The 22187-nt window shown below is 62.7% G+C and carries 19 protein-coding genes; 7 read left to right on the top strand and 12 right to left on the bottom strand.

Going from position 1 to position 22187, the window contains the following annotated elements; all coding sequences use genetic code 11:
- Positions 1-218 precede the first annotated feature (218 nt).
- Positions 219-908 (top strand): response regulator, encoded by a 690-nt coding sequence (locus tag B0G83_RS24650; RefSeq protein WP_105510024.1) that lies wholly within the window; start codon positions 219-221, stop codon positions 906-908.
- 121 nt (positions 909-1029) lie between these two features.
- On the opposite strand, the gene B0G83_RS24645 is transcribed toward B0G83_RS24650, so the two are convergent.
- A complete protein-coding gene (locus B0G83_RS24645; RefSeq protein ID WP_105510023.1) occupies positions 1030-1716 on the bottom strand; it encodes an orotate phosphoribosyltransferase in 687 nt (228 codons plus the stop codon).
- Positions 1717-2137: 421 nt separating this feature from the next.
- Between B0G83_RS24645 and B0G83_RS24640 the strand changes: the two genes are divergently transcribed.
- Together B0G83_RS24640 and B0G83_RS24635 are read left to right on the top strand one after the other, a co-directional pair.
- Complete coding sequence (locus B0G83_RS24640) at positions 2138-3379, top strand: MFS transporter (protein WP_105510210.1); 1242 nt, start codon at positions 2138-2140, stop codon at positions 3377-3379.
- A gap of 290 nt (positions 3380-3669) precedes the next feature.
- Entirely contained in the window at positions 3670-5952 is a 2283-nt protein-coding gene (locus B0G83_RS24635) for an NADP-dependent malic enzyme (protein WP_105510022.1), read from the top strand.
- A gap of 79 nt (positions 5953-6031) precedes the next feature.
- Here B0G83_RS24635 and B0G83_RS24630 read toward each other — a convergent pair whose 3' ends face one another.
- Positions 6032-9631 carry an indolepyruvate ferredoxin oxidoreductase family protein gene (locus tag B0G83_RS24630; protein ID WP_105510021.1) on the bottom strand — a complete coding sequence of 1200 codons (3600 nt, stop codon included), beginning with the start codon at positions 9629-9631 and terminating at the stop codon, positions 6032-6034.
- A 357-nt stretch (positions 9632-9988) separates the two neighbouring features.
- Between B0G83_RS24630 and B0G83_RS24625 the strand changes: the two genes are divergently transcribed.
- Positions 9989-10186 (top strand): hypothetical protein, encoded by a 198-nt coding sequence (locus B0G83_RS24625; protein ID WP_105510020.1) that lies wholly within the window; start codon positions 9989-9991, stop codon positions 10184-10186.
- A gap of 164 nt (positions 10187-10350) precedes the next feature.
- Here the strand turns inward: B0G83_RS24625 and hppD are convergent, their stop codons facing one another.
- On the bottom strand, positions 10351-11448 hold the full coding sequence (gene hppD / locus B0G83_RS24620) for a 4-hydroxyphenylpyruvate dioxygenase (RefSeq protein ID WP_105510019.1): 1098 nt from the start codon (positions 11446-11448) through the stop codon (positions 10351-10353).
- A gap of 178 nt (positions 11449-11626) precedes the next feature.
- On the opposite strand from hppD, the gene B0G83_RS24615 reads away from it, so the two are divergent.
- Positions 11627-12124, top strand: coding sequence for an Lrp/AsnC family transcriptional regulator (locus tag B0G83_RS24615; RefSeq protein ID WP_105510018.1), 498 nt, complete (start codon positions 11627-11629; stop codon positions 12122-12124).
- A 120-nt stretch (positions 12125-12244) separates the two neighbouring features.
- On the opposite strand, the gene B0G83_RS24610 is transcribed toward B0G83_RS24615, so the two are convergent.
- The 8 genes from B0G83_RS24610 to paaA form a co-directional block, all read right to left on the bottom strand.
- On the bottom strand, positions 12245-12913 hold the full coding sequence (locus B0G83_RS24610; RefSeq protein ID WP_105510017.1) for a GNAT family N-acetyltransferase: 669 nt from the start codon (positions 12911-12913) through the stop codon (positions 12245-12247).
- A 241-nt stretch (positions 12914-13154) separates the two neighbouring features.
- Positions 13155-13763 (bottom strand): TetR/AcrR family transcriptional regulator, encoded by a 609-nt coding sequence (locus tag B0G83_RS24605; RefSeq protein ID WP_105510016.1) that lies wholly within the window; start codon positions 13761-13763, stop codon positions 13155-13157.
- A 14-nt stretch (positions 13764-13777) separates the two neighbouring features.
- Complete coding sequence (locus B0G83_RS24600) at positions 13778-14590, bottom strand: DUF1835 domain-containing protein (protein WP_105510015.1); 813 nt, start codon at positions 14588-14590, stop codon at positions 13778-13780.
- A 144-nt stretch (positions 14591-14734) separates the two neighbouring features.
- Positions 14735-15823 (bottom strand): 1,2-phenylacetyl-CoA epoxidase subunit PaaE, encoded by a 1089-nt coding sequence (paaE, locus tag B0G83_RS24595; RefSeq protein WP_105510014.1) that lies wholly within the window; start codon positions 15821-15823, stop codon positions 14735-14737.
- Between the two features lies 1 nt (position 15824).
- Positions 15825-16367 (bottom strand): 1,2-phenylacetyl-CoA epoxidase subunit PaaD, encoded by a 543-nt coding sequence (gene paaD, locus B0G83_RS24590; RefSeq protein WP_105510013.1) that lies wholly within the window; start codon positions 16365-16367, stop codon positions 15825-15827.
- 42 nt (positions 16368-16409) lie between these two features.
- Positions 16410-17213 (bottom strand): 1,2-phenylacetyl-CoA epoxidase subunit PaaC, encoded by an 804-nt coding sequence (paaC, locus tag B0G83_RS24585; protein WP_105510012.1) that lies wholly within the window; start codon positions 17211-17213, stop codon positions 16410-16412.
- Between the two features lie 8 nt (positions 17214-17221).
- Positions 17222-17506, bottom strand: coding sequence for a 1,2-phenylacetyl-CoA epoxidase subunit PaaB (gene paaB, locus B0G83_RS24580; protein ID WP_105510011.1), 285 nt, complete (start codon positions 17504-17506; stop codon positions 17222-17224).
- A gap of 39 nt (positions 17507-17545) precedes the next feature.
- Positions 17546-18544, bottom strand: coding sequence for a 1,2-phenylacetyl-CoA epoxidase subunit PaaA (gene paaA / locus B0G83_RS24575; protein WP_105510010.1), 999 nt, complete (start codon positions 18542-18544; stop codon positions 17546-17548).
- 216 nt (positions 18545-18760) lie between these two features.
- Here paaA and B0G83_RS24570 point away from each other — a divergent pair, with 216 nt between their 5' ends.
- Both B0G83_RS24570 and B0G83_RS24565 read left to right on the top strand, forming a co-directional pair.
- Positions 18761-20374: an NAD(P)/FAD-dependent oxidoreductase gene (locus B0G83_RS24570; RefSeq protein WP_105510009.1), complete on the top strand. Its 1614-nt coding sequence runs from the start codon at positions 18761-18763 to the stop codon at positions 20372-20374.
- 183 nt (positions 20375-20557) lie between these two features.
- Positions 20558-21829, top strand: coding sequence for an SGNH/GDSL hydrolase family protein (locus tag B0G83_RS24565; protein WP_105510008.1), 1272 nt, complete (start codon positions 20558-20560; stop codon positions 21827-21829).
- A gap of 120 nt (positions 21830-21949) precedes the next feature.
- Here the strand turns inward: B0G83_RS24565 and B0G83_RS38920 are convergent.
- Positions 21950-22187: hypothetical protein (locus tag B0G83_RS38920; RefSeq protein WP_219849045.1), on the bottom strand; the 238-nt coding region annotated here is incomplete at its 5' end.

Genomic DNA, 22187 nt, shown 5'->3' with positions numbered 1-22187 from the left:
CATTGTCCCTATTTTGTGCCGTTAGGTCGAATCATGTCTAACATTAGCTGTGCGATACATCATTGTTGTGGTTGGCTGGAATTTGCGGATGGAATATCGGCTATAGTCGGAGGAATTATCCGCGTCAGCATCGACCGCGTTTTCATCCAATTCAATACCTACAATAGAAAAGCATGTCAGACGTTCTGGAGAGAGTCTTATCCGTCGAGGGGAGGGCAATGCAAGATCCAGTCAGGGTCGTGGTCGCCGACGACCATCCGGTAATTCTGTTCGGCGCCGAGCAGGCTTTGCTCAAGTTTCCCGGTCTGCAGGTCGTCGCGCGTGCGCGGCAATCCACGGAATTGATCAAAGTGCTGCAAACGGTGGCCTGCGACGTGCTCGTCACCGATCTCGCCATGCCGGGCGGCCAGTACGGCGACGGGCTGCCGCTCATCGGATATTTGCGCCGCAATTTCCCTAACCTTCCTATCGTCGTGCTAACCATGCTGGAGAACGCCGCGTTGCTGAAGCGGCTGAGCGAGCTTGGCGTGACGTCGGTCGTCAACAAGTCGGACGATCTCAGTCACATCGGTCTTGCGGTGCAGCACGTTAGCCGCAAGCTCGAGTACATGAGTCCGTCCGTCAAAGCTTCGCTCGATGCGCTGCGCATGAACGCCGGCGGCAAGACCGACGAGGTGATGCTGTCGCGGCGCGAACTCGAGGTGGTGCGCCGCTTCGTGTCCGGCATGACGATCAAGGAAATCTCGGAGCAGCTCAACCGCAGCATCAAGACGATCAGCACGCAGAAGAACACGGCCATGCGCAAACTCGGTATCGAGCGTGATTCCGAATTGTTCCAGTACGCGCAAAGCAATGGGTTGTTGAATCTGTCGTCGAGCTCGGTGGAAGATACCGGCAAGGCGCCTTAGGTCGGTACGAAGAGCCGTCGTAGAACGAAAAAAGGGCTGCCTGTCGTGTCGACAGGCAGCCCTTTTGCAATTGAGCCCGCTTAACCGGTCCGCCTGGGACCGTGGCGCTTAACTGAGGTACTTACTGCGGCGCGGCGTTGGCGCCGCCGTGCGCGGCCGACCATTCAGCCGGTGCGTGCAGGAATTTTTCCACTTCGTCGAGCGTCTTCGTGTCGAAGTACTTGTTTTCTTTGGCGACGCGCAGCACGTCCCACCACGTGGCAAGCGCGTGCAGATCGACGTCGATGTCTTTCAGCACCGACACGCTTTCCTTGAAAATGTTGTAGTGGAACAGCACGAAGCAGTGGTTCACCGTGGCGCCGGCGGTGCGCAGCGCGTTGATGAAATTGATCTTGCTGCGGCTGTCGGTGGTCAGGTCTTCGACCAGCAGCACGCGTTGACCTTCGGTCAGCAGGCCTTCGATCTGCGCGTTACGGCCGAAACCCTTCGGCTTCTTGCGCACGTACTGCATCGGCACCATCAGGCGGTCGGACAGCCAGGCCGCGAACGGGATGCCGGCGGTTTCGCCACCAGCGACCGCGTCAATCTGCTCATAGCCGACGTCGCGCAGAATGGTGCTTTCAGCCATTTCCATCAGGCCACGGCGCACGCGCGGATACGAGATCAGCTTGCGGCAGTCGATGTAAACCGGGCTCGCCCAGCCGGACGTGAAAATGTACGGTTTCTCCGCGTTGAAGTGCACTGCCTGAACTTCCAGCAGCATCTTGGCGGTCGTGTCGGAGATCGTCTGGCGATCGAAGCCTGTCATGGGCGGATCCTTGGGTGTGAGCGGGGAGAAGCGGGCGCGGGGCCCGGTGGCGCAGCAAGTGGAGTATGTCCGCCCTGACGGGCGGCGCCTTGATAGGCGAATACGCTGCCGACCCGTGGAGTGCAGGCCGGTTTTTGCTGCGCGCGTAGCCCGACATTTTACCCGAAACGGGCTCTTTCGAGGAGGCCGTTGTGCAGCGCGGCGCCGAATGCCGGTCATCACGGCGCGGCTGGCCGGGCGTGGCCGGCTTCGACGCGGCTCACCCGCCGCATGTGTTTCGCCGGCTTGCGGCGTGATGGACAGCGACGCAAGCGGCGCCTTGTTGCGCTGGCTTGTGAGCGACGGAAGCCGCCTTTACACTCACGCGAATTTCCCGGGCGGCTGATCCCGTCAACGCCCCTCGACCTACGGAATGCTTTCGATGACAGCCGCCACCCCCGCCACCGATACCCGCGCATCGGCTAAACAAGGCTATGCCGGGCGCGCGCTGATTGCCTCGGTGCTCGGTTACGCGATGGACGGTTTCGATCTGCTGATCCTCGGCTTCATGCTGCCGGTAATCGCCGCCGACCTGCATCTGAGTTCCGCGCAGGCGGGCTCGCTCGTGACGTGGACGCTGATCGGCGCCGTCGCCGGCGGATTGATCTTCGGCGTATTGAGCGACTATTTCGGCCGCGTGCGAATGTTGACGTGGACGATCCTGATCTTCGCCGTGTTCACCGGCCTGTGCGCGCTGGCGCAAGGCTATACCGATCTGCTGGCCTACCGGACCATCGCGGGAATCGGGCTCGGCGGCGAGTTCGGCATTGGCATGACGCTGGTGGCCGAAGCGTGGCCGGCGTCGCAGCGGGCGCGCGTCTCTTCGTATGTCGGTCTGGGCTGGCAGCTCGGCGTGCTGGCGGCCGCGTTGCTGACCCCGCTGCTGTTGCCCGTGATCGGCTGGCGCGGCATGTTCGCATTGGGGTTGCTGCCCGCGGTCGTGTCGTTTTTCGTGCGCCGCCGTGTCGAGGAGCCCGCGCTGTTCACCGAGCGCGTCGCACGAAGCACGTTCGCCGCGCGCAAGCTGCCGCTGAAGCTGCTGGTTGCCGATGGCCGCACCACGCGCGCCAGCATCGGCGTCGTCATTCTCTGTTCGGTGCAGAACTTCGGCTATTACGGGCTGATGATCTGGCTGCCGAGCTATCTGTCGAAGACCTTCGGCTATTCGCTCACCCGATCCGGCGTGTGGACCGCGGTGACCGTGCTCGGCATGGCGGCCGGCATCTGGCTGTTCGGTGTTGCCGCCGACCGCTTCGGCCGCAAGCCGACATTTCTGTTCTACCAGGCCGGGGCGGTCGTGATGGTGTTCGTCTATGCACATCTCACCACGCCGTCGGCGTTGCTGATCGGCGGCGCGGCGATGGGCGTGTTCGTCAACGGAATGATAGGCGGGTATGGCGCGTTGATCTCCGAGCTCTATCCGACCGAGGCGCGCGCCACCGCGCAGAACGTGCTGTTCAACATCGGCCGGGCGGTGGGCGGTTTCGGGCCGGTGGCGGTGGGCGCGCTGGCCGCGCGCTATTCGTTCGGCGCGGCGCTGGCTTTACTCGCGTCGATCTATCTGCTTGACATCTTCGCGACACTTTTCCTGATTGCCGAACGACGCGGCGCCGAGCTCGAATAAGCTCGAACGGCGTGCGCATAACCCCCGTCAAACGCCCGCCGGATGCGGCGCTGCACCATTGTTTCGCCGATGGTGAGCCGCGTTAACCACTCAGTGCACCGACTCATTCGGGGTGTACACTAACCGACCCGCGTAGCACTCCGCACCGTCTTGTCCTCCGCTGAGGTTCGACGCCGCGCCTAACCGGCGCACGTGTTAGCAGCCTCAGTCGATCATCCATTCGATAGATGGAAGCGTCGTCAGCGGTGCGGTATGCCGGGCCCAATTACTTACGTCTCGCAGGCCAAAAAATGGACGAACAACTTAAGCAAAGCGCTCTCGCATACCACCAGTTTCCGAAACCCGGCAAGATCTCGGTTACGCCCACCAAGCCGCTGTCGAACCAGCTCGACCTGTCGCTCGCGTACTCGCCGGGCGTCGCCGCGGCCTGTATGGCGATCTACGAAGACCCGCTCGACGCGCAGAAGTACACCTCGCGCGGCAACCTGGTCGGCGTGATCACGAACGGTACGGCCGTGCTCGGCCTCGGCAACATCGGCCCGCTCGCCGCGAAGCCGGTCATGGAAGGCAAGGGCTGTCTGTTCAAGAAGTTCGCCGGCATCGACGTGTTCGACATCGAACTCTCCGAGTCCGATCCGGACAAGCTGGTCGAAGCGATCGCCATGCTCGAGCCCACGCTCGGCGGCATCAACCTCGAAGACATCAAGGCGCCGGAATGCTTCTACATTGAAAAGAAGCTGCGCGAGCGCATGAAGATTCCGGTTTTCCACGACGACCAGCACGGCACGGCAATCATCGCGTCGGCGGCGATCCTGAACGGCCTGAAAGTAGTCGGCAAGAAGCTCGACGAAGTGAAGCTGGTGTGCTCCGGCGCGGGCGCCGCGGCGATCGCATGTCTGGATCTGCTGGTGAACCTCGGCCTGTCGAAGAAGAACGTGCTCGTCACGGATTCGAAGGGCGTGATCTACGAAGGTCGCGGCAACCTGGATCCGTCGAAGGAACGCTACGCGGCGAACACCGAAGCACGCACGCTGGCTGACGCGATCCGCGGCGCCGACGTGTTCCTCGGCTGCTCGAGCGCGGGCGTGCTGAAGCCGGAAATGGTCGTCGAGATGGGCACCCAGCCGCTGATTCTCGCGCTGGCCAATCCGGAACCGGAAATCCGCCCGGAAGAAGCGAAGAAGGTGCGTCCGGACTGCATTATCGCGACCGGCCGTTCGGACTACCCGAACCAGGTCAACAACGTGCTGTGCTTCCCGTTCATCTTCCGTGGCGCGCTGGATGTCGGCGCAACCACGATCACGGAAGAAATGAAGCTCGCGTGCGTGCGCGCCATCGCCGAACTGGCCGAAGAAACCGACCAGGGCGACGAAGTTGCGAAGGCGTACGAAGGCCACTCGCTCGACTTCGGTCCGGAATACCTGATTCCGAAGCCGTTCGATCCGCGCCTCATCATCAAGATCGCACCGGCCGTCGCGCAAGCGGCCATGGACTCGGGTGTCGCGACCCGTCCGATCAAAGACATGGACGCGTACCGCGAAGAACTCGGCACGACCGTGTACCGCACCGGCATGGTGATGCGCCCGGTGTTCCAGGCCGCCAAGTCGGAGCCGGCGCGCATCGTGTTCGCCGAAGGTGAAGACGAGCGCGTGCTGCGCGCCGCGCAATTCGTGCTGCTGGAAAAGATCGCCAAGCCGATTCTGGTCGGCCGTCCGTCGGTGATCGAGATGCGTCTGAAGAAGATGGGCTCGAAGCTGAAGTGTGGCGAAGACTTCGAGATCGTCGATCCGGAAGACGATCCGCGCTACCAGCAATGCTGGCAGGCCTATCACGAAGTCGGCGCGCGCGAAGGCGTCACGCCGGACGTCGCAAAGGCCGCGATGCGCAAGTTCAACACGCTGATCGGCGCGATCCTCGTGCGCCTCGGCGAAGCGGACGGCATGATCTGCGGCATGATCGGCCAGTACCACGCGCATCTGAACTTCATCGAGCAGGTGCTGGGCAAGGCGGAAGACGTGCAGAACTTCGCCGCCATGAATCTGCTGATGCTGCCGGGCCGCAATCTGTTCATCTGCGACACGTATGTGAACGAAACGCCGACCGCCGAGCAACTCGCCGACATGACCATGCTGGCCGCGCGCGAAATCGAGAAGTTCGGTATCACGCCAAAGGTGGCGTTGCTGTCGAACTCGAACTTCGGTAGCGCACCGTCGTCGTCGTCGCAACGCATGGCGGCGGCTCGCAAGCTGATCGCGGAACGTGCGCCGGCGCTGGAAATCGACGGTGAAATGCACGGCGACGCCGCGTTGTCGGAAGCGGTGCGCAAGGCGGCGTTCCCGGGCACGACGCTGAGCGGCGAAGCCAACCTGCTGATCATGCCGAACGTGGAAGCGGCGAACATCACGTACAACCTGCTGAAAATGATCGGCGGCGAAGGCGTGACGGTCGGTCCGTTCCTGCTGGGCGCGGAAAAGCCGGTGCATATCCTGACGCCGGCCGCGACCGTGCGCCGGATCATCAACATGACGGCGGTGGCGTCGGCCAACGCGCGCAAGCCGGTGAACGCGCAGTAATCCAGGCGTTGAAATGAGAAAAGGCGGTGGTCCGTGAGGACCGCCGCCTTTTTATTTGGAACCCGCTAGATCAAGCCATTCAAGCCGCGTGTTGCGTCTTGCCGGTTGCAGGCGAACGCCAGCGCGCCAGCAATTCGTTCCACTTGATGCGCACGCCCTTCAGGTTGTTTTCCTTCACGTGACCATAGCCACGGATGCCGTCCGGCAGATTCGCCAGCTCCACCGCGAGTTCACGCTTCTGCGTGGTCAGGCCGCCGATCAGCTCACGCACCAGCGCTTCGTACTCGCCGATCAACGCCCGTTCGGTGCGACGCTCTTCGGTCTTGCCGAACACGTCGAACGCGGTGCCGCGCAGGAACTTGAATTTGGCCAGCACGTGCATGGCGCTGAACACCCACGGACCGTACTTCTTCTTCACCAGATGGCCGTGCGCGTCTTTCTTCGAGAAGGTTGGCGGCGCGAGGTGAATATGCAGCTTCCAGTCACCTTCGAAATTCGCCTTCAGCTTCTCGATGAACGCCGGGTCGCTATAAAGACGCGCGACTTCGTACTCGTCCTTGTAGGCCATCAGCTTGTGCAGGTTCTTCGCGACGGCTTCGGTCAACGGCAACTGGCTGTCGATCGAATCGAGCGCGGATTCCGCCACCCGCACCTGTGACACCAGCGCGCGATAACGGTCCGCATACGCGGCGTTCTGCCATGCCGCGAGGTAATCGGCGCGCTTGTCGATCAGCGTGTCGAGCGCCTTCGGCGTGTGCAGCGAGATGATCTTGCTGCTCGCCGTTTCCGCCTTCGCGCCGTTGCCTTGCGCCTGCACGAGCTTACGCACGGCAGCCAGATCGTGCGCGGCGCGACGGCCCCACTCGAAAGCCGCGCGGTTCTTGTCGACCTGCACGTTGTTGAGTTCGATGGCGCGCATCAGCGACTGATACGTCAACGGCACCCAGCCGCGTTGCCATGCATAGCCGAGCACGAACGGGTTCGTGTAAATCGCGTCGCCGAGCAGCGCGAGCGCGAAGTGATTCGCGTCGACCGTATCGACACCGTCTTCGCCCGCACCGGCGCGCACGTCGGCTTCCGTGCTGCTGCCCGGGAAGCGCCAGTTCGGGTTCTTGATCAGGTCGGCGGTCGGCGTGTGTGCGCTGTTCAGCACGACGCGCGTGCGGCCCACCTGCATGCGCGACACGCATTCGTCGCTGGCCGTGACGATCGCGTCGCAGCCGATCACGAGACTCGCTTCGCCCATCGCGATGCGAGTGGCGTGGATGTCGGCCGGATGCTTCGCGATCTGCACGTGGCTCATGACGGCACCGCCCTTCTGCGCGAGGCCGGTAACGTCAAGCACCGTGACGCCCTTGTTCTCCAGATGCGCGGCCATGCCGAGCAACGCGCCGATCGTGACCACGCCCGTCCCGCCGACGCCCGTCACCAGCACGCCGTACGGACGTTCCGTGGACGGCAGTTCGGGTTCCGGCACCGGCGGCATGGTGTCGCCGGTGGCGCCCGAGGCGGCCTTCGGCTTGCGCAACTGACCGCCTTCCACGGAAACGAAGCTCGGGCAGAAGCCGTTCACGCACGAGAAGTCTTTGTTGCAGGTCGACTGGTTGATCTGGCGCTTGGTACCGAATTCGGTGTCGAGCGGTTCGACCGACAGGCAGTTCGACTTCACCGAACAATCGCCGCAGCCTTCGCAGACGGCGTCGTTGATCACCACGCGGCGGGCCGGATCCGGATACGTGCCGCGTTTGCGGCGGCGGCGCTTTTCGGTCGCGCAGGTCTGGTCGTAGATCAGGATCGTGGTGCCCGACACTTCGCGCAACTGACGCTGGATTTCATCGAGCTTGTCGCGATGATGAATGTCGATACCCGGCGCCAGACCGACGTTGGCCGAATACTTCTCCGGCTCGTCGGTGACGATCACGATCTTGGTCGCGCCCTCGGCGGCGAGTTGGTGCGTGATCTGCGGCACGGTCAGTACGCCGTCTACCGGCTGGCCGCCAGTCATGGCCACTGCGTCGTTATAGAGAATCTTGTAGGTGATGTTCACCTTCGACGCGATCGCCGCGCGAATTGCCAGCAGCCCCGAGTGGAAGTAGGTGCCGTCGCCGAGATTGGCGAACACGTGCTTGTCGTTCGTGAAGGGCGACTGACCGACCCACGCCACGCCTTCGCCGCCCATCTGGCTGAAGGTGCTGGTGCTGCGGTCCATCCAGACCGTCATGTAATGGCAGCCGATACCGGCCATGGCGCGCGAACCTTCCGGCACATTGGTCGACGTGTTGTGCGGGCAGCCCGAGCAGAACCACGGCTTGCGTTCGGCTTCGACGCGCGGACGGGCCAGCGCTTTTTCCTTCGCTTCGATCACCGCGATGCGCGACGCGATGCGCGCGCGCACGTCCGACGGCAGATCGAACTTGTCCAGCCGCGTGGCGATCGCCTTGGCGATGATCGCGGGCGACAGTTCGTAATGCGCGGGCAGCAGCCAGTTGCCCATCGGCACCGACCATTCGCCGCCGGCGCCGTCTTTCTCGTCGAACTTGCCGAACACCCGCGGACGCTGGGCATCCGGCCAGTTGTACAGTTCTTCCTTGATCGCGTATTCGAGAATCTGGCGCTTTTCCTCGACCACCAGAATTTCGTCGAGACCCTTCGCGAAGGCGTGCGCGCCTTGCGCCTCGAGCGGCCACACGCAGCCGACCTTATAAAGCCGGATGCCGATGCGCGAGCAGGTTTCGTCGTCGAGACCGAGGTCGGTCAGCGCCTGACGCACGTCCAGATACGCCTTGCCGCCGGTCATGATGCCGAAGCGCGCATGCGGCGAATCGATTTCGACGCGGTCCAGTTTGTTCGCGCGCACGTAGGCGAGCGCCGCGTACCACTTGTAGTCAAGCAGACGCGCTTCCTGCACCAGCGGCGAATCCGGCCAGCGGATATTCAGGCCGCCTTCGGGCATCGCGAAGTCTTCCGGCAGGATGATTTTGGTGCGGTGCGGATCGATATCGACCGACGCCGACGATTCGACCACGTCGGTCACGCACTTCATCGCGACCCACAGGCCCGAGTAGCGGCTCATTGCCCAGCCGTGCAGCCCGAAGTCGAGATATTCCTGCACGTTCGACGGGAACAGCACCGGCAGGCCGCAAGCCTTGAAGATATGTTCGGACTGGTGCGCGAGGGTGGAGGACTTGGCGGCGTGGTCGTCGCCGGCCAGCACCAGCACACCGCCGTGCTGCGCGGAGCCGGCCGAATTGCCGTGCTTGAAGACGTCGCCGGAACGGTCGACGCCGGGGCCCTTGCCGTACCACATCGAGAACACGCCGTCGTATTTGGCGCTGGGATACAGATTGACCTGCTGCGAACCCCAGACGGCGGTCGCCGCGAGGTCTTCGTTGACGCCGGGCTGGAAAACGACCTGATGCGCGGCGAGATGTTGCTTCGCTTTCCACAGGGATTGGTCGAGTCCGCCGAGCGGCGATCCACGGTAGCCGGAGATGAAACCGGCTGTATTGAGTCCGGCTGCGCGGTCGCGTTCCTGCTGCAGCATCGGCAGACGCACCAGCGCCTGGATGCCGCTCATATACGCGCGGCCGCGTTCGAGGGTGTATTTGTCGTCGAGCGTGACGGAAGACAAGGCAGCTTCGAGCGAGGCTCGCTGACCTGCGTCTAGCGGGGCATTCATTATGTGTACTCCTCCAACCAGTTTGGGATCACCAAAACTTTTTGGGCCTCGGCATCTTTTGAATGCTTGTGCCCGGGGTCGCCATATTGACGTGTTTTAAGTGATGGTAGCACTGGTGAAAACCCGCCGCAGTGCGCCAAAAATGCTGCGCTGCAAGGAATTCAGCGCTTTGATGCGTTGGGCATTGCGACGCGTGGCAATCTTTGACGCCAGCCATGTAACAAGCTGTAAAAGCTACAAATTCGCGGAACCGTAGTTGAAATGCCTGTCTAACACCCCACCTGCGAGTAATGTCAGCGCAACGCTCCACATTCGGTGGAGCTTCACGACAGCAGGGCAGTTAGAAAAGGAGTACGCATGAACACGAGAAACATCCAGACCTTCCTGATGGTATCGGCTGCTTTTTTTGCCATGAGCGCGCCGGTCCGCTCGAGCACGGGCAGTGCGGGGGCGTTGTCGAACGCGGTGACCCGTACGACGCAAGTGGCGCCCGCGAGCATCGCCATGGAACGCGTTACGCGCGCCAAGGACGACGAGGAAGACCAGAATTCGTGATGCACCGCCTGGGCGGTGTGTCGATGTCGTTGGATAACTAGCCGTTGTTCGAGTTAAGACGACGGTGCAGATAAAAAGGGCGGGGATCGCAAGATCCCCGCCCTTTCTAATTTGTCGGCCGCGCGCGGCTTGCGCGCTGGCTCACATCAAGCCCAACTTGGCTGTCAGACCTTGTCCTGCACCACGCCGCGGCGAATCTGATCCAGCTCGATCGATTCAAACAGTGCCTTGAAGTTGCCTTCGCCGAAGCCCTGGTTGCCCTTGCGCTGAATGATCTCGAAGAAGATCGGGCCGATCTGGTTTTCGGTGAAAATCTGCAGCAGCAGGTCGTCCGGCGCGCCGTCGATCAGTATCTTGCGCTTGCGCAGTTCGTCGAGCGGTTCGCCGTGGTTCGGCACGCGGCGATTGACCAGCTCGTAGTACGTGTCGATCGTGTCGAGCAGCGAGATGTTCGCGGCGCGCAGACCATCCACCGTGCGGTAGATGTCATTGCTGCCGAGCGCGATGTGCTGAATGCCTTCACCGCGATACGCGTCGAGATATTCCTGAATCTGACCGGCCGTTTCCGAGCCTTCCTCGTTGATCGGAATCCGGATCTTGCCGCACGGCGACGTCATTGCCTTCGACTTCACGCCCGTCACCTTGCCTTCGATGTCGAAGTAACGCACTTCGCGGAAGTTGAATAGGCGCTCGTAGAACTCCGCCCATTCCTGCATGCGGCCGCGATGGACGTTGTGCGTCAGGTGGTCGATGTAGGTGAGGCCGTGACCGACCGGATTCGGGTTCGCGCCCGGAATCGGTTCGAAGTCGACGTCGTAAATATCGATGTTGCCGATGCTGCCCGCTTCCGCGCCGTTCTTGCCGCGCCAACGGTCGACGAAATAGATCAGCGAGTCGCCGATACCCTTGATCGCCGGAATATTCAGTTCCATCGGACCGGTCTTGTTGTCGAAACCCCAGGCGCCTTTTTCGAGCGCCTGCTGGTAGGCCTGGGCGGCGTCCTGAACACGGAACGCGATCGCGCAGATCGACGGACCGTGCAGGCGTGTGAAGCGTTGCGCGAACGAACCCTGTTCACCGTTGACGATAAAGTTGATCTCGCCCTGGCGATACAGCGTCACGTTTTTATGGCGATGCCGCGCGACGGCGGTGAAGCCCATCTGTTCGAACAGCTTGCCGAGCGCGACCGGATCCGGGGCGGTGTATTCGATGAATTCGAAGCCGTCGGTGCCGACGGGATTGTCCCAAGTTGAAACCTGCATGGTCTGTCTCCTGATTCCTGAAGTGCGCCGGCGCGTTGTGCGAGTGGGGAAGGGATTTGAGCGCGATTCGGATGACGTCAGTGTAAAGGCGTCATCCCGGCGAAAACTTGCGAAATAAAACAGGTGTGGATACGCTGGCGCTATTTTCTAGCGCAATAACTGACGTAGAAGGCAGAAAATGGCCAATATTGAGATGGACGCCATCGACAGGCGCATTCTGGGAATCCTTCAGGAGAATGGCCGGTTGTCGAATCAGGAAATCGCCGAGTGCGTGAATCTGTCGCCGAGTCCTTGTCTGCGGCGGATTCGCCGGCTGGAGGAGTGTGGCGTGATCCGCGGCTATGTCGCGTTGCTGGATGCACAGCGGCTCGGGCTAGACCTGCTCGCGTACGTGAACGTTCGGCTGGAGAAGCGCGGCGGGCCAGGGCCTCGTCCACGTGGCGACGTCACGCACGCGGATCAGTTTCGTGCAGCCGTGCAGACCTGGCCTGAAGTGGTCGCCTGCCACGCGATGACAGGCGATATGGACTATCTGCTGCGCGTGCAGGTGGCGGATATGGCGCACTTTTCCCGCTTCATGCAGGATCAACTGCTGCACCATCCGTCGGTGATCGACGTGAAAACGAGCTTCTCGCTCGACACGATCAAGGAGACGACGGCGCTGCCTATTTTGTAAGCACGGCGTTGTAAGCACGGCACGGCGCCGTACCGTCGCCCGTGCGCGGAGAACGGCGCAGGCAAACAAAAAGGGCAGCCGTAGGGCTGCCCTCTGTCATTGCGCCGAAGCGTTTGCGGCTCAGGCCGCGGCGGCGGTCGGCATAAACGACTCGAACAGTTTCGACGCCTGACGCGCTTGACGCTTCATGGCGTAGTCGAACACGGCGGCCTGTTCCTGCAGCATCTCGGCGATGATGCTCGATTGATCCGCCGGCGTCAGCGTCAGATAAGCGTCGGCCTCGCCGTACGCGTATTCGATCTTCATGCCGGCTTTTTTCGCGATGTGCATCATGGTCGAGTTGCGCGACAGACAGTGCATGTACAGCGTGGTGACGTGCGTATTGCGGCTACGAATGGCGGCGCGCTCGAACAGCTTCGAGCCGATACCCTGGCCGCGCACGCTTTCCAGCACCGAGACGCCGAATTCGGCGGTGCGCTTGTCGCCTTCGGCCGGCAGATACGCCAGATGGCCGACGCCGGTGAGTTGCAACTGGCTGTTGAACACGCCGAAGACCGTGTCGCGCGTGAAGTCGATCGCGCGGACGTAGTTTTCGATCACGTGGTTCGGCACGATCTGGCCGAAGCGCAGCAGGCGGTCGTCTTCGCCGAGCGCGAGAAAGTGGGTCAGCAGCCGCTCGCGGTCGACTGCGGTGAGTTCACGGACCAGAGCAGGCGCACGACCGGCAGGTTGCGACAACGGATCGTGCGGAACGATCGGCTCTGCAACGCGGGGTGTAATCATGTTCATGGTCGGTTTCTCCTTGGATCAAGCGGCGTGGTGCACCGCAAAAATCATTTTAACGGAAAGCCGACCTTGGGACTAGGGAAAACCCGTATTTCGTTTTGAGTTAAGTGCCTAAAAATATTGCGCCCTATTTTAGGGTATTGATTTACAACAAAAAATAAAATGAACGAGCGTTCGTGACGGAATGTCGCAATGGCACGACGACCGAGTCTTTATTTCGTATGAATATTGTTGCTCTGCGGCATCAGGCCGGTGTCGAGTTCAATCCGTGGTCCACCATGTTGACCACCTGCTCGGCGAATTCGCTGTAGCCCATCCGGCCGTCCGGCTTGAGCCAGGTGAAGGTCCAGTTGATCATGCCGAACACCATCATCGTCAGCGCGGTCTGGTTGTCGCGCGTGGCGCGCTCCGGGTATGCGCGTGCCAATTGCCGCGCAAACGCCGCGACCACGTCGCGTTGGCGGTTCAGGACGACCTCGCGCTGGGTGTCGACCAGATACTTCACGTCGTTTAACAGCGCCACGTGCCGGCTATGCGAAGTTTCGTATTCGGACAGAAACGCGCGAATCAGTTCGGCGAAGGTTTCCCGCTCCGTCAGGCCGCGGCGTTGGCTGGCGCCTTCCACCTCGGCGATGATCAGCATCAGCCGCTTCGTGTAGCGGTCGAGCAGATCGAACAGGATCGCTTCCTTGCTCGCGTAGTAGTGGTACAGGCGCGCTTTCGACGTGCCGCTCGCGGCGGCCAGATCCGCCATCGACGTGCTCGGATAGCTGGTCTGGGCGAATTTCGCCGCAGCGAGTTCGAGAATCTGTTCGCGCTGGGTTTCGTGGTCGGGGGCTCGGGTGCGGGCCATGGTCGTTGGTTTTATTAATGTGGACAGGGAGTGAGCACCGCGCACAATTCCAGCGTGCGCCAGGTGTTCGCATCGCCACGCAGCCTGATGCGCCGGGTCGCGGACAACTCGCGCAAGCGCCACAGCACCATGCTGTCGCTGACCAGAAAGCCCAGTTCGGCGGCCATCAGTTCGGCGGCGACGTGCGCGGCGGGCTGCCAGCCGTCGGCGATGTGTTCGAGAATCAGCGCGTCCAGATCGGCGAAATGGCCGCTCGTGAACGTGTTGTCGCGCCAGCGCCGGGTTTCGCCGTTCGCGTGTTTGGCTTCCTGCCATTCGAGCGCGAGTCGGCTGATACGCAGCACGGAAATCGGCGCCGCGTCCGGGAGACGCGCTTGCAGTACGTCGGGCGCGAACATGCCGACGGACGTCGCATGATCCTTGCGGCTGTGCGCCCATGCGCCCGGATCGGTGAGGTCGCGAATCGACAGACGCACTTCGTTCAGCCGCTGCGGATGATTGCGCAGGTAATAGCAGACGCGACGCAGCATCAACTGATCGGCGGCGCTGTCGCCGTGCCAGACGACCAGGTTCGCTTCGCCGCGCGCAATCGCGTCCAGCGCCGAACCCTGTTCGCGGAATTCGCGCAGAAAATCGCGCTTCGTGTCCGCGCTGACCCGTTCCCAGAAGTCCGCGCGCACGTCGGGCGTGTCGTCGATGCCGCGTAGCGGGCCGACCGCCAGATCGTCGCGCAACGCATGCACGCGATCGTCGCGCCCCGCTTGCTGCAGCGCGGTGCGCAGTGACTCGGCGGCGACGTCGCCGTTGGTGAGGTGGATCGTGCTCATCGGCAGTGGCTTCGGCAGTGGACAAAAAGGGGCCGCTCAACGCCCGGAACAGGTGTCCGATCGTGAGCGGCCCCTAGTGTAAGCGGATCGTGGAACGGCTCAAAGGATTGCGGGCGTCGTGCTCGCCCGCGTGCCGTGCGCGCTTTACCGTTCGTCGTAGCTCACCACCACGCGATCGCTGATCGGATGGCATTGGCAGGTCAGCACGAAACCGTCGCGGATTTCCTGCTCTTCGAGCGTGTAGTTCTTGTCCATCTTCACTTCGCCTTCCAGCACCTTGGCGCGGCAGGTGCAGCAGACGCCGCCCTTGCACGCGTAAGGCAGCGCGAGGCCGGCTTTCAACCCGACATCCAGCACGCTGATGCCCTGGTACGGCAGACGCAGCTTGCGCCGTTTGCCGTCGAGGACGATCTCCAGGTCGGCGGCCGGTGTGTCTTCGGTGATGTCGACCGCCGCTACGCCCGCTTGCGGCAGCGGCGAACCGAAGCGCTCCACGTGAACCTTTTCCTGCGGCACGCCGGCGGCTTTCAAGGCGGCTTCGGCGGCGTCCATCATCGGTGCGGGACCGCAGATGAAGGCTTCGTCGATCGCGTCGGCGGGCAGCAGATTCTCGATGAACGCCGCGCACTTCTGCTGGTCGAGCACGCCGTTGAACAGCTCGACGTCCTGCAGATCGTCGGACAGCACGTGATACAGCACGAAGCGGTTCATGAAGCGGTTCTTCAGATCCTCGAGCTCTTCCGCGAACATGATCTGATCGACGCTGCGGTTGCCGTACACCAGCGTGAACGTGCTGCGCGGCTCGACTTCAAGCGTCGTCTTGATGATGGCCAGCACGGGCGTGATGCCCGAGCCGCCCGAAAATGCCAGGTACTGCTGGCCCTGATCCGCGTTCAGATGCGTGAAAAAACGGCCGTCCGGCGTCATGACGTCGATCGTATGTCCGGGCTGAAGCGTGTCGAACGCGAAGTTCGAGAAACGTCCGCCCCGTACACGCTTGATGCCGATGCGCAGTTCGCCGTCGCGGTCGTAATCGGTGACGCCGACGCAGATCGAATACGAGCGGCGCGTTTCCTCACCGTCGAAATGCGTTTTCAGCGTGACGAACTGGCCCTGCGTGAAGCGATAGTGATCGCGCAGTTCGACGGGGACTTCGAAGGCGACCGAGACCGCGTCGGCGGTTTCGGGCCGTACTTCGCGGATACGCAGCGAATGAAATTGCGGGGTGGCCATATCAGTATGGTTTGAAGTAGTCGAAGGGTTCGCGGCAATCGATGCAGCGGTATAGGGCTTTGCAGGCGGTCGAGCCGAATTGCGCCAGACGCTCCGTATGCGCCGAGCCGCAGCGCGGACACGCCGGCGCGGGCAGCGCGCGCGGCACGAAACGCATGACTTTTTCCTGCGGCGCCGCAGCTGAACCGCAGTTGCCGGTGGGCGGCGCGATGCCGTAGGCGCGCAGTTTTTCGCGGGCGTCGGCGGTCATCCAGTCGGTGGTCCAGGCCGGCGCGAGCACGGTGGCGATCCGGTACGGCTTCAGTTCCGCGACGTCCAACGCATGCGCGACGTCCTCGGCAATCTGCGACATCGCGGGGCAGCCCGAATAGGTCGGCGTGATGACGACTTCGAGCGTGCCGTCGGCGGCACGCCGCACGTCGCGCAGAATGCCGAGTTCGCGGATCGACACCACCGGGATTTCCGGATCGGGCACCGTTTCGAGCACGGCCCACGCGTGTTCGAGCGTGGCGTCGGCGCTGTGCGTGGCGGTCGAGGTCGTCATCGTCGCTTCACCGTTGGGTTAAGACGCTTGGGTTATGTCCCGTTACCACGTGCCGCCGGGATGCTGGCGCGCGAGGCTCTGCATTTCGGCCAGCACGAATCCCATGTGCTCGGAATGCTCGCCGTGCTTGCCGGTCGTGATGTGCTTGACCGCTTCGGGCAGGCTTAGCGTGGCTTCATCGAGCGTGGCGCGCACGTCGTCGAGCCAGGCGGCCGCGAGGTCCGACGTCAACGGGCCGATGCCGGCCGCCGAGATCGTCTCCTCCACGGCGTCCGCGCTGAAAAACTCGCGGGTGTAGGGCATCAGGTAGTCGAGAGCGGCTTGCGCGCGGCGGTGCGATTCGTCGGTGCCGTCGCCGAAACGGATCAACCACTCGCGCGCATGATGTACGTGGTAGCTGGTTTCCTTGATCGACTTCGATGCGATCGCGGCCAGTTGCTCGTCCGGGGACGCGGTCAGCGCCGTCCACAAATGCGCCATCAGCGTCGAGTACAGGAAATTGCGCACGATCGTGACTGCGTAATCCTTCTCGGCTTGCGCGGTGCCGCACAGCGGGCCGACATGCGGCAGCTCGGCGAGCGTGTAGTTGGCGAATTCGCGCTCGGCGCGGAAGTACGCGTAGTCGTCTTCCGTGCGGGTCTTGCCGGTGAGTTGCTGTTCGAGCGACGCGGCGTGCGTGTACAACAGACGCGCCTGGCCGATCAGATCGAGGCTCATGTTCGACAGCGCGATGTCCTCTTCGAGGATCGGGCCGTGGCCGCACCACTCGGTATTGCGCTGACCGAGAATCAGCGCGGTATCCGCGAGGCGCAGCACGTATTGGAGATGTTGAGGCGTGATGTCCATGGCCGCGCTTACATGTGGTTGACTTCGTCGGGGAGCGTATAGAACGTCGGATGGCGGTAAATCTTGTCGCCGGCCGGTTCGAACAGCTCCGCCTTGTCTGCCGGCGAAGACGCCGTGATCGCCGAAGACGGCACGACCCAGATGCTCACGCCTTCCTGGCGGCGCGTGTAGACGTCGCGCGCCATGCGCAGCGCCATCGGCGCGTCGGCGGCGTGCAGGCTGCCGCAGTGTTTATGGTCGAGCCCCTGCTTGCTGCGCACGAAGACTTCCCAAATCGGCCATTCCTTGTTCATTGCTGATCTCCTGATGCTTTGTCTGGCGGGCCGCGCGAATCAGGCGGCGTGCTGTTGCGCGCGTTGGCGCTGTTTTTCGGCGTGGGCGAGGGCGGCTTCGCGGACCCATGCGCCGTCATCGTGGGCTTTGACGCGGGTGGCGAGACGCTCACGGTTGCACGGGCCGTCGCCGTTGACGACGCGCCAGAATTCTTCCCAGTCGATGTCGCCGTAGTCGTGCTGGCCGCGCGCTTCGTTCCACTTCAGGTCCGGGTCCGGCAGTGTGACGCCGAGTACCTTGGCCTGGTCGACGGTGGCGTCGACGAATTTTTGCCGCAGATCGTCGTTCGAAATCCGCTTGATGCCCCATTTCGACGACTGATTGCTGTGGATCGAGTCCTTGTCGCTCGGGCCGAACATCATCAGCACCGGCCACCACCAACGGTTCACCGCCTGCTGAACCAGTTCGCGCTGCGCTTGCGTGCCGGCCATCATCGACATCAACGCGTCGAAACCCTGGCGCTGATGGAATGACTCCTCCTTGCAGATGCGGATCATTGCGCGGGCGTACGGACCGTACGTGCAGCGGCAAAGCGGAATCTGGTTCATGATCGCGGCGCCGTCCACCAGCCAGCCGATCACGCCGACGTCCGCCCAAGTGGGCGTCGGGTAATTGAAGATGCTCGAATATTTGGCTTTGCCCGAGTGCAGCGCCGCGATCAACTGATCGCGGGAGACACCGAGCGTTTCCGCCGCGCTATAGAGATACAGACCGTGGCCGGCTTCGTCCTGTACCTTGGCGAGCAGAATCGCCTTGCGCTTCAGGCTGGGCGCGCGCGTGATCCAGTTGCCTTCCGGCAGCATGCCGACGATTTCCGAATGCGCGTGCTGCGATATCTGCCGCACCAGCGTTTTGCGGTAAGCCTCGGGCATCCAGTCTTGTGCCTCGATCTTGCCGTCGGCGGCCATGACCGCATCGAATTGCACCTGTTCGGGCGAACTCGCGCCCGCATCCAGCGGGGCGACATTGCCGGGAATATCCAGGGATTGCGTGTACATGGGGACGCTCTCTGCGGAAGTTGTCTGTGTCCGCACAGTATAAGCCAACCGACCGGTCGGTTAATAAATTTTTTGAGACGGACTGACAGTGTTGATAGGGGGCAAGATTTCCATGACGGATGGCGTTTCGACGGAGCCGATGCCCCGTGCCGACACTTAACCTATAAAATTGCGAATTGGCCGCGATTTGCGGCCTTCCTGCATCCCCCGGTATTTATGTTACGTCTAAGCGAAATCAAACTCCCGCTCGATCACCCCGAAAGCGACCTCGAAGCCGCCGTCCGCGCGCGCCTTGCGGAACTCGGTGTGGGCGCTGACGGGCTCGTCCGCTACACCGTGTTTCGCCGCGCGCACGACGCGCGCAAACGCGCCGACATCAAGCTCACCTACATCGTCGACGTCGAGGTGACGGATGAAGCCGCCGCGCTCAAGCGGCTCGCCGACGTGCCGCATTGCGGCGTCACGCCCGACATGGCGTACCGGTTCGTCGCCAAGGCGCCGGCGCAACTGAGCGTGCCGCGGCCGGTGGTGATCGGCATGGGGCCGTGCGGGCTGTTCGCCGGGCTGATCCTCGCGCAAATGGGCTTCCGGCCGATTATTCTCGAGCGCGGCAAGGCCGTGCGCGAGCGCACCAAAGACACGTTCGGGCTGTGGCGCAAGTCGGTGCTCAATCCGGAGTCGAACGTGCAGTTCGGCGAGGGCGGCGCCGGCACCTTCTCGGACGGCAAGTTATACAGCCAGATCAAGGACCCGAAGCATTACGGCCGCAAGGTGCTCGACGAATTCGTCAAGGCTGGCGCGCCGGAAGACATTCTGTTTCTGAGCCGGCCGCATATCGGCACGTTCCGGCTTGTCAGCATGGTCGAAAAGATGCGCGCCACCATTCACGAACTCGGCGGCGAAGTACGGTTCGAGACTCGCGTCGACGATATCGAGATCGATCAGGGCAAGGTGCGCGCGCTGAAACTGTCGACCGGCGAGACGCTGCGTTGCGACCACGTGGTGCTGGCCGTTGGGCACAGCGCGCGCGATACCTTCCAGATGCTGAACGACCGTGGCGTCTATATAGAAGCGAAGCCGTTTTCGCTCGGGTTCCGGATCGAGCATCCGCAGGGGCTGATCGATCGCAGCCGGTTCGGCAAGTTCGCCGGCCATAAGCAGCTGGGTGCCGCCGACTATAAGGTCGTGCATCACAGCAGCAACGGGCGCGCGGTGTACAGCTTCTGCATGTGCCCGGGCGGCACGGTGGTGGCTGCCACTTCAGAGCCGGGGCGCGTAGTGACCAACGGTATGAGCCAGTATTCGCGGGCGGAGCGCAATGCGAACGCGGGGATTGTCGTCGGCATCACGCCGGAGGACTATCCGGGCGGGCCGCTCGCCGGCATCGCTTTCCAGCGTAAGTGGGAAGAGCGGGCGTTCGAGCTCGGCGGCCGTAACTATATGGCGCCGGGTCAACTGGTCGGCGATTTCATCGCCGGGCGGCCGTCTACGTCGTTGGGTTCGGTCGTGCCGTCGTACAAGCCGGGCGTGCATCCCACGGACCTCAGTACCGCTTTGCCTGACTATGTGATCGAAGCCATTCGCGAAGCGTTGCCGCAGATGGACAAGAAGATCGCCGGCTTTGCAATGCATGACGCCGTGCTGACGGGGGTGGAGACGAGAACGTCGTCGCCGATCCGGGTGCGTCGACGGGATGATTATCAGAGCATGAACGTCGAGGGCTTGTATCCGGCGGGCGAGGGGGCGGGGTATGCCGGCGGGATCTATTCGGCCGCTATCGATGGGATCGAGGTGGCTGAGGCGGTGGCGCTGAAGATGGCGGGGGTTTGAGGGGAGGGCGGGGCTGATATCGCGGGCGAGGGGACGCTGACGGCGAGTTGGTCGCGGGATGGGAGAGGCAGTAGGCGTTTGGGGCACGAGGCCCGACGCCCGGCACCCAGTGCGCTCACGGCCCGCCGCGATTGGCCGGGCGTTCGGGCACAATAGGCGTTTCGTCTCGAACCGACCATCCGAATGACCCTTCGCACTCTGGCTGCCGCATGCGGCGCGGCGCTGCTTGCCCAATTCGCTGTTTCCTCCCCCGTTTCCGCCGCCGATGCTTCCGCGCACTGGGTCGCCGCCTGGGCGACCGCGCTGCAGCCGATTCCTCAAGGTGCGGACTTGCCACCTTTGTATCGTGCACCGGAAGTCGCCGGGCGCACGGTGCGCCAGATCGTGTATCCGACGCTGTCGGGACGCGTCGCGCGAATCCACCTGAGCAACGAGTACGGCAAGACACCGCTCGTGATCGAAGACTTGCGTATCGCCCGCTCGGCAGGCGGCGCGGCGGCCGTTGCAAGTGATGGCGCGCGTGTGACCTTCGGCGGGAAATCTACGGTGAGCATCCCGGCTGGCGGTGAACTGGATAGCGATCCGGTCACGATCGACGTTGTCGAAGGTGCGCCGTACGCGATCAGTGCGTTTATGGGGCCGGAGCAGCGGATCGTGGCGTGGCATCGCGTATCGAGTCAGGTCAATTACGTTTCCACGCCGGGCAATCACGCAGCCGAGGCTTCCGCCGAAGCGTTTCGTGGCCGGTTCACCCAGTATGTGTGGGTGACGGGGTTGTCGGTGGAAGCAGCGCCGTCATCGGCCGCGGTCGCCGCCATCGGCGACTCGATCACCGACGGCATGCGCTCCAGCCTGAACCAGAATCATCGCTGGCCGGACGCATTGGCGCGCCGGCTGGCCGGCAGCGGCGACCGGTCGACGGCGATCGTCAATCTCGGTATCAGCGGCAATCGGCTGCTGAGCGATTCGCCTTGCTACGGGGATGCGCTCGCCAGACGCTTCGAGCGCGATGTGCTCGGGCGGCCGGGCGTCAAGACGGCTATCCTGCTGATTGGCATCAACGACATCAATTTCGCCTCGATGCCGGCCCGCAGCGGCCTCGACTGCGATTTCCCGCACACCTCGGTGACCGCAGCCGATCTGATCGCGGGGTACCAGCGGGTGATTGCCGCGGCGCGGCACGCTGGCGTGAAGGTGTTTGGCGCGACATTGACGCCGGCATCGCTGCCGGCGCAGCGGGAGAGCATCCGACTCGCCGTCAACCAATGGATCCGGACCAGCCACGCTTTCGACGGTGTCGTGGATTTTGACGCCGCATTGCGTGATCCGGCGCAGCCGGATCGCTTGCGGCGCAATTTCGACAGTGGCGACCACATCCATCCCAGTGACGCTGGCTATGCAGCAATGGCGGACGCCGTGCCGATGGACGCAGTAGTAAATTCCACGCGCAAATGAGCTGCGGGAAAATATTTCCACCGAGCCCTTGTCATATGGCGAAGATTCACCTAAGATTCGCCTCCTCGTTTGTGAACGAGCGCCGCGGTAGAAACCAGCGGCCGTAGCGTCGACAAGGTTTTAAGCGAAAGCGAAAAAATGTTGTTGACGAAACGAAAAAGAGCCTTCATAATCTCGTTTCTCTGCTGCAGATGCAGCGACGCAGAACGAAGCAGTGCCGGTAGTTGTGAGGTTGACGACGCGGGTGCGGCTCCGGTAGTGAGTGCGTAATCGATCTTTAAAAATTAACAGCCGATAAGTGTGGGCGCTTGATGCGAGACGCGAGGCGGATCTTTCGGGATCTGCCGCAAAGCGAAAG

The organism is Paraburkholderia sp. BL21I4N1 (assembly GCF_002973525.1).
Lineage (GTDB): Bacteria > Pseudomonadota > Gammaproteobacteria > Burkholderiales > Burkholderiaceae > Paraburkholderia.
The sequence above is the reverse complement of the archived record's forward strand: the minus strand, read 5'-3'. Positions and strand labels throughout refer to the sequence as shown.

Coding starts and splice junctions, on each gene's coding strand:
- paaD (WP_105510013.1), bottom strand. CDS start 16,367: ATGACGACCTCGACCGCCACGCACAGCGCCGACGCCACGCTCGAACAC.
- B0G83_RS24625 (WP_105510020.1), top strand. CDS start 9,989: ATGAACACGAGAAACATCCAGACCTTCCTGATGGTATCGGCTGCTTTT.
- B0G83_RS24600 (WP_105510015.1), bottom strand. CDS start 14,590: ATGAGCACGATCCACCTCACCAACGGCGACGTCGCCGCCGAGTCACTG.
- paaA (WP_105510010.1), bottom strand. CDS start 18,544: ATGTACACGCAATCCCTGGATATTCCCGGCAATGTCGCCCCGCTGGAT.
- B0G83_RS24635 (WP_105510022.1), top strand. CDS start 3,670: ATGGACGAACAACTTAAGCAAAGCGCTCTCGCATACCACCAGTTTCCG.
- B0G83_RS24650 (WP_105510024.1), top strand. CDS start 219: ATGCAAGATCCAGTCAGGGTCGTGGTCGCCGACGACCATCCGGTAATT.
- B0G83_RS24630 (WP_105510021.1), bottom strand. CDS start 9,631: ATGAATGCCCCGCTAGACGCAGGTCAGCGAGCCTCGCTCGAAGCTGCC.
- B0G83_RS24615 (WP_105510018.1), top strand. CDS start 11,627: ATGGCCAATATTGAGATGGACGCCATCGACAGGCGCATTCTGGGAATC.
- paaE (WP_105510014.1), bottom strand. CDS start 15,823: ATGGCCACCCCGCAATTTCATTCGCTGCGTATCCGCGAAGTACGGCCC.
- paaC (WP_105510012.1), bottom strand. CDS start 17,213: ATGGACATCACGCCTCAACATCTCCAATACGTGCTGCGCCTCGCGGAT.
- paaB (WP_105510011.1), bottom strand. CDS start 17,506: ATGAACAAGGAATGGCCGATTTGGGAAGTCTTCGTGCGCAGCAAGCAG.
- B0G83_RS24605 (WP_105510016.1), bottom strand. CDS start 13,763: ATGGCCCGCACCCGAGCCCCCGACCACGAAACCCAGCGCGAACAGATT.
- B0G83_RS24570 (WP_105510009.1), top strand. CDS start 18,761: ATGTTACGTCTAAGCGAAATCAAACTCCCGCTCGATCACCCCGAAAGC.
- B0G83_RS24640 (WP_105510210.1), top strand. CDS start 2,138: ATGACAGCCGCCACCCCCGCCACCGATACCCGCGCATCGGCTAAACAA.
- hppD (WP_105510019.1), bottom strand. CDS start 11,448: ATGCAGGTTTCAACTTGGGACAATCCCGTCGGCACCGACGGCTTCGAA.
- B0G83_RS24610 (WP_105510017.1), bottom strand. CDS start 12,913: ATGAACATGATTACACCCCGCGTTGCAGAGCCGATCGTTCCGCACGAT.
- B0G83_RS24645 (WP_105510023.1), bottom strand. CDS start 1,716: ATGACAGGCTTCGATCGCCAGACGATCTCCGACACGACCGCCAAGATG.
- B0G83_RS24565 (WP_105510008.1), top strand. CDS start 20,558: ATGACCCTTCGCACTCTGGCTGCCGCATGCGGCGCGGCGCTGCTTGCC.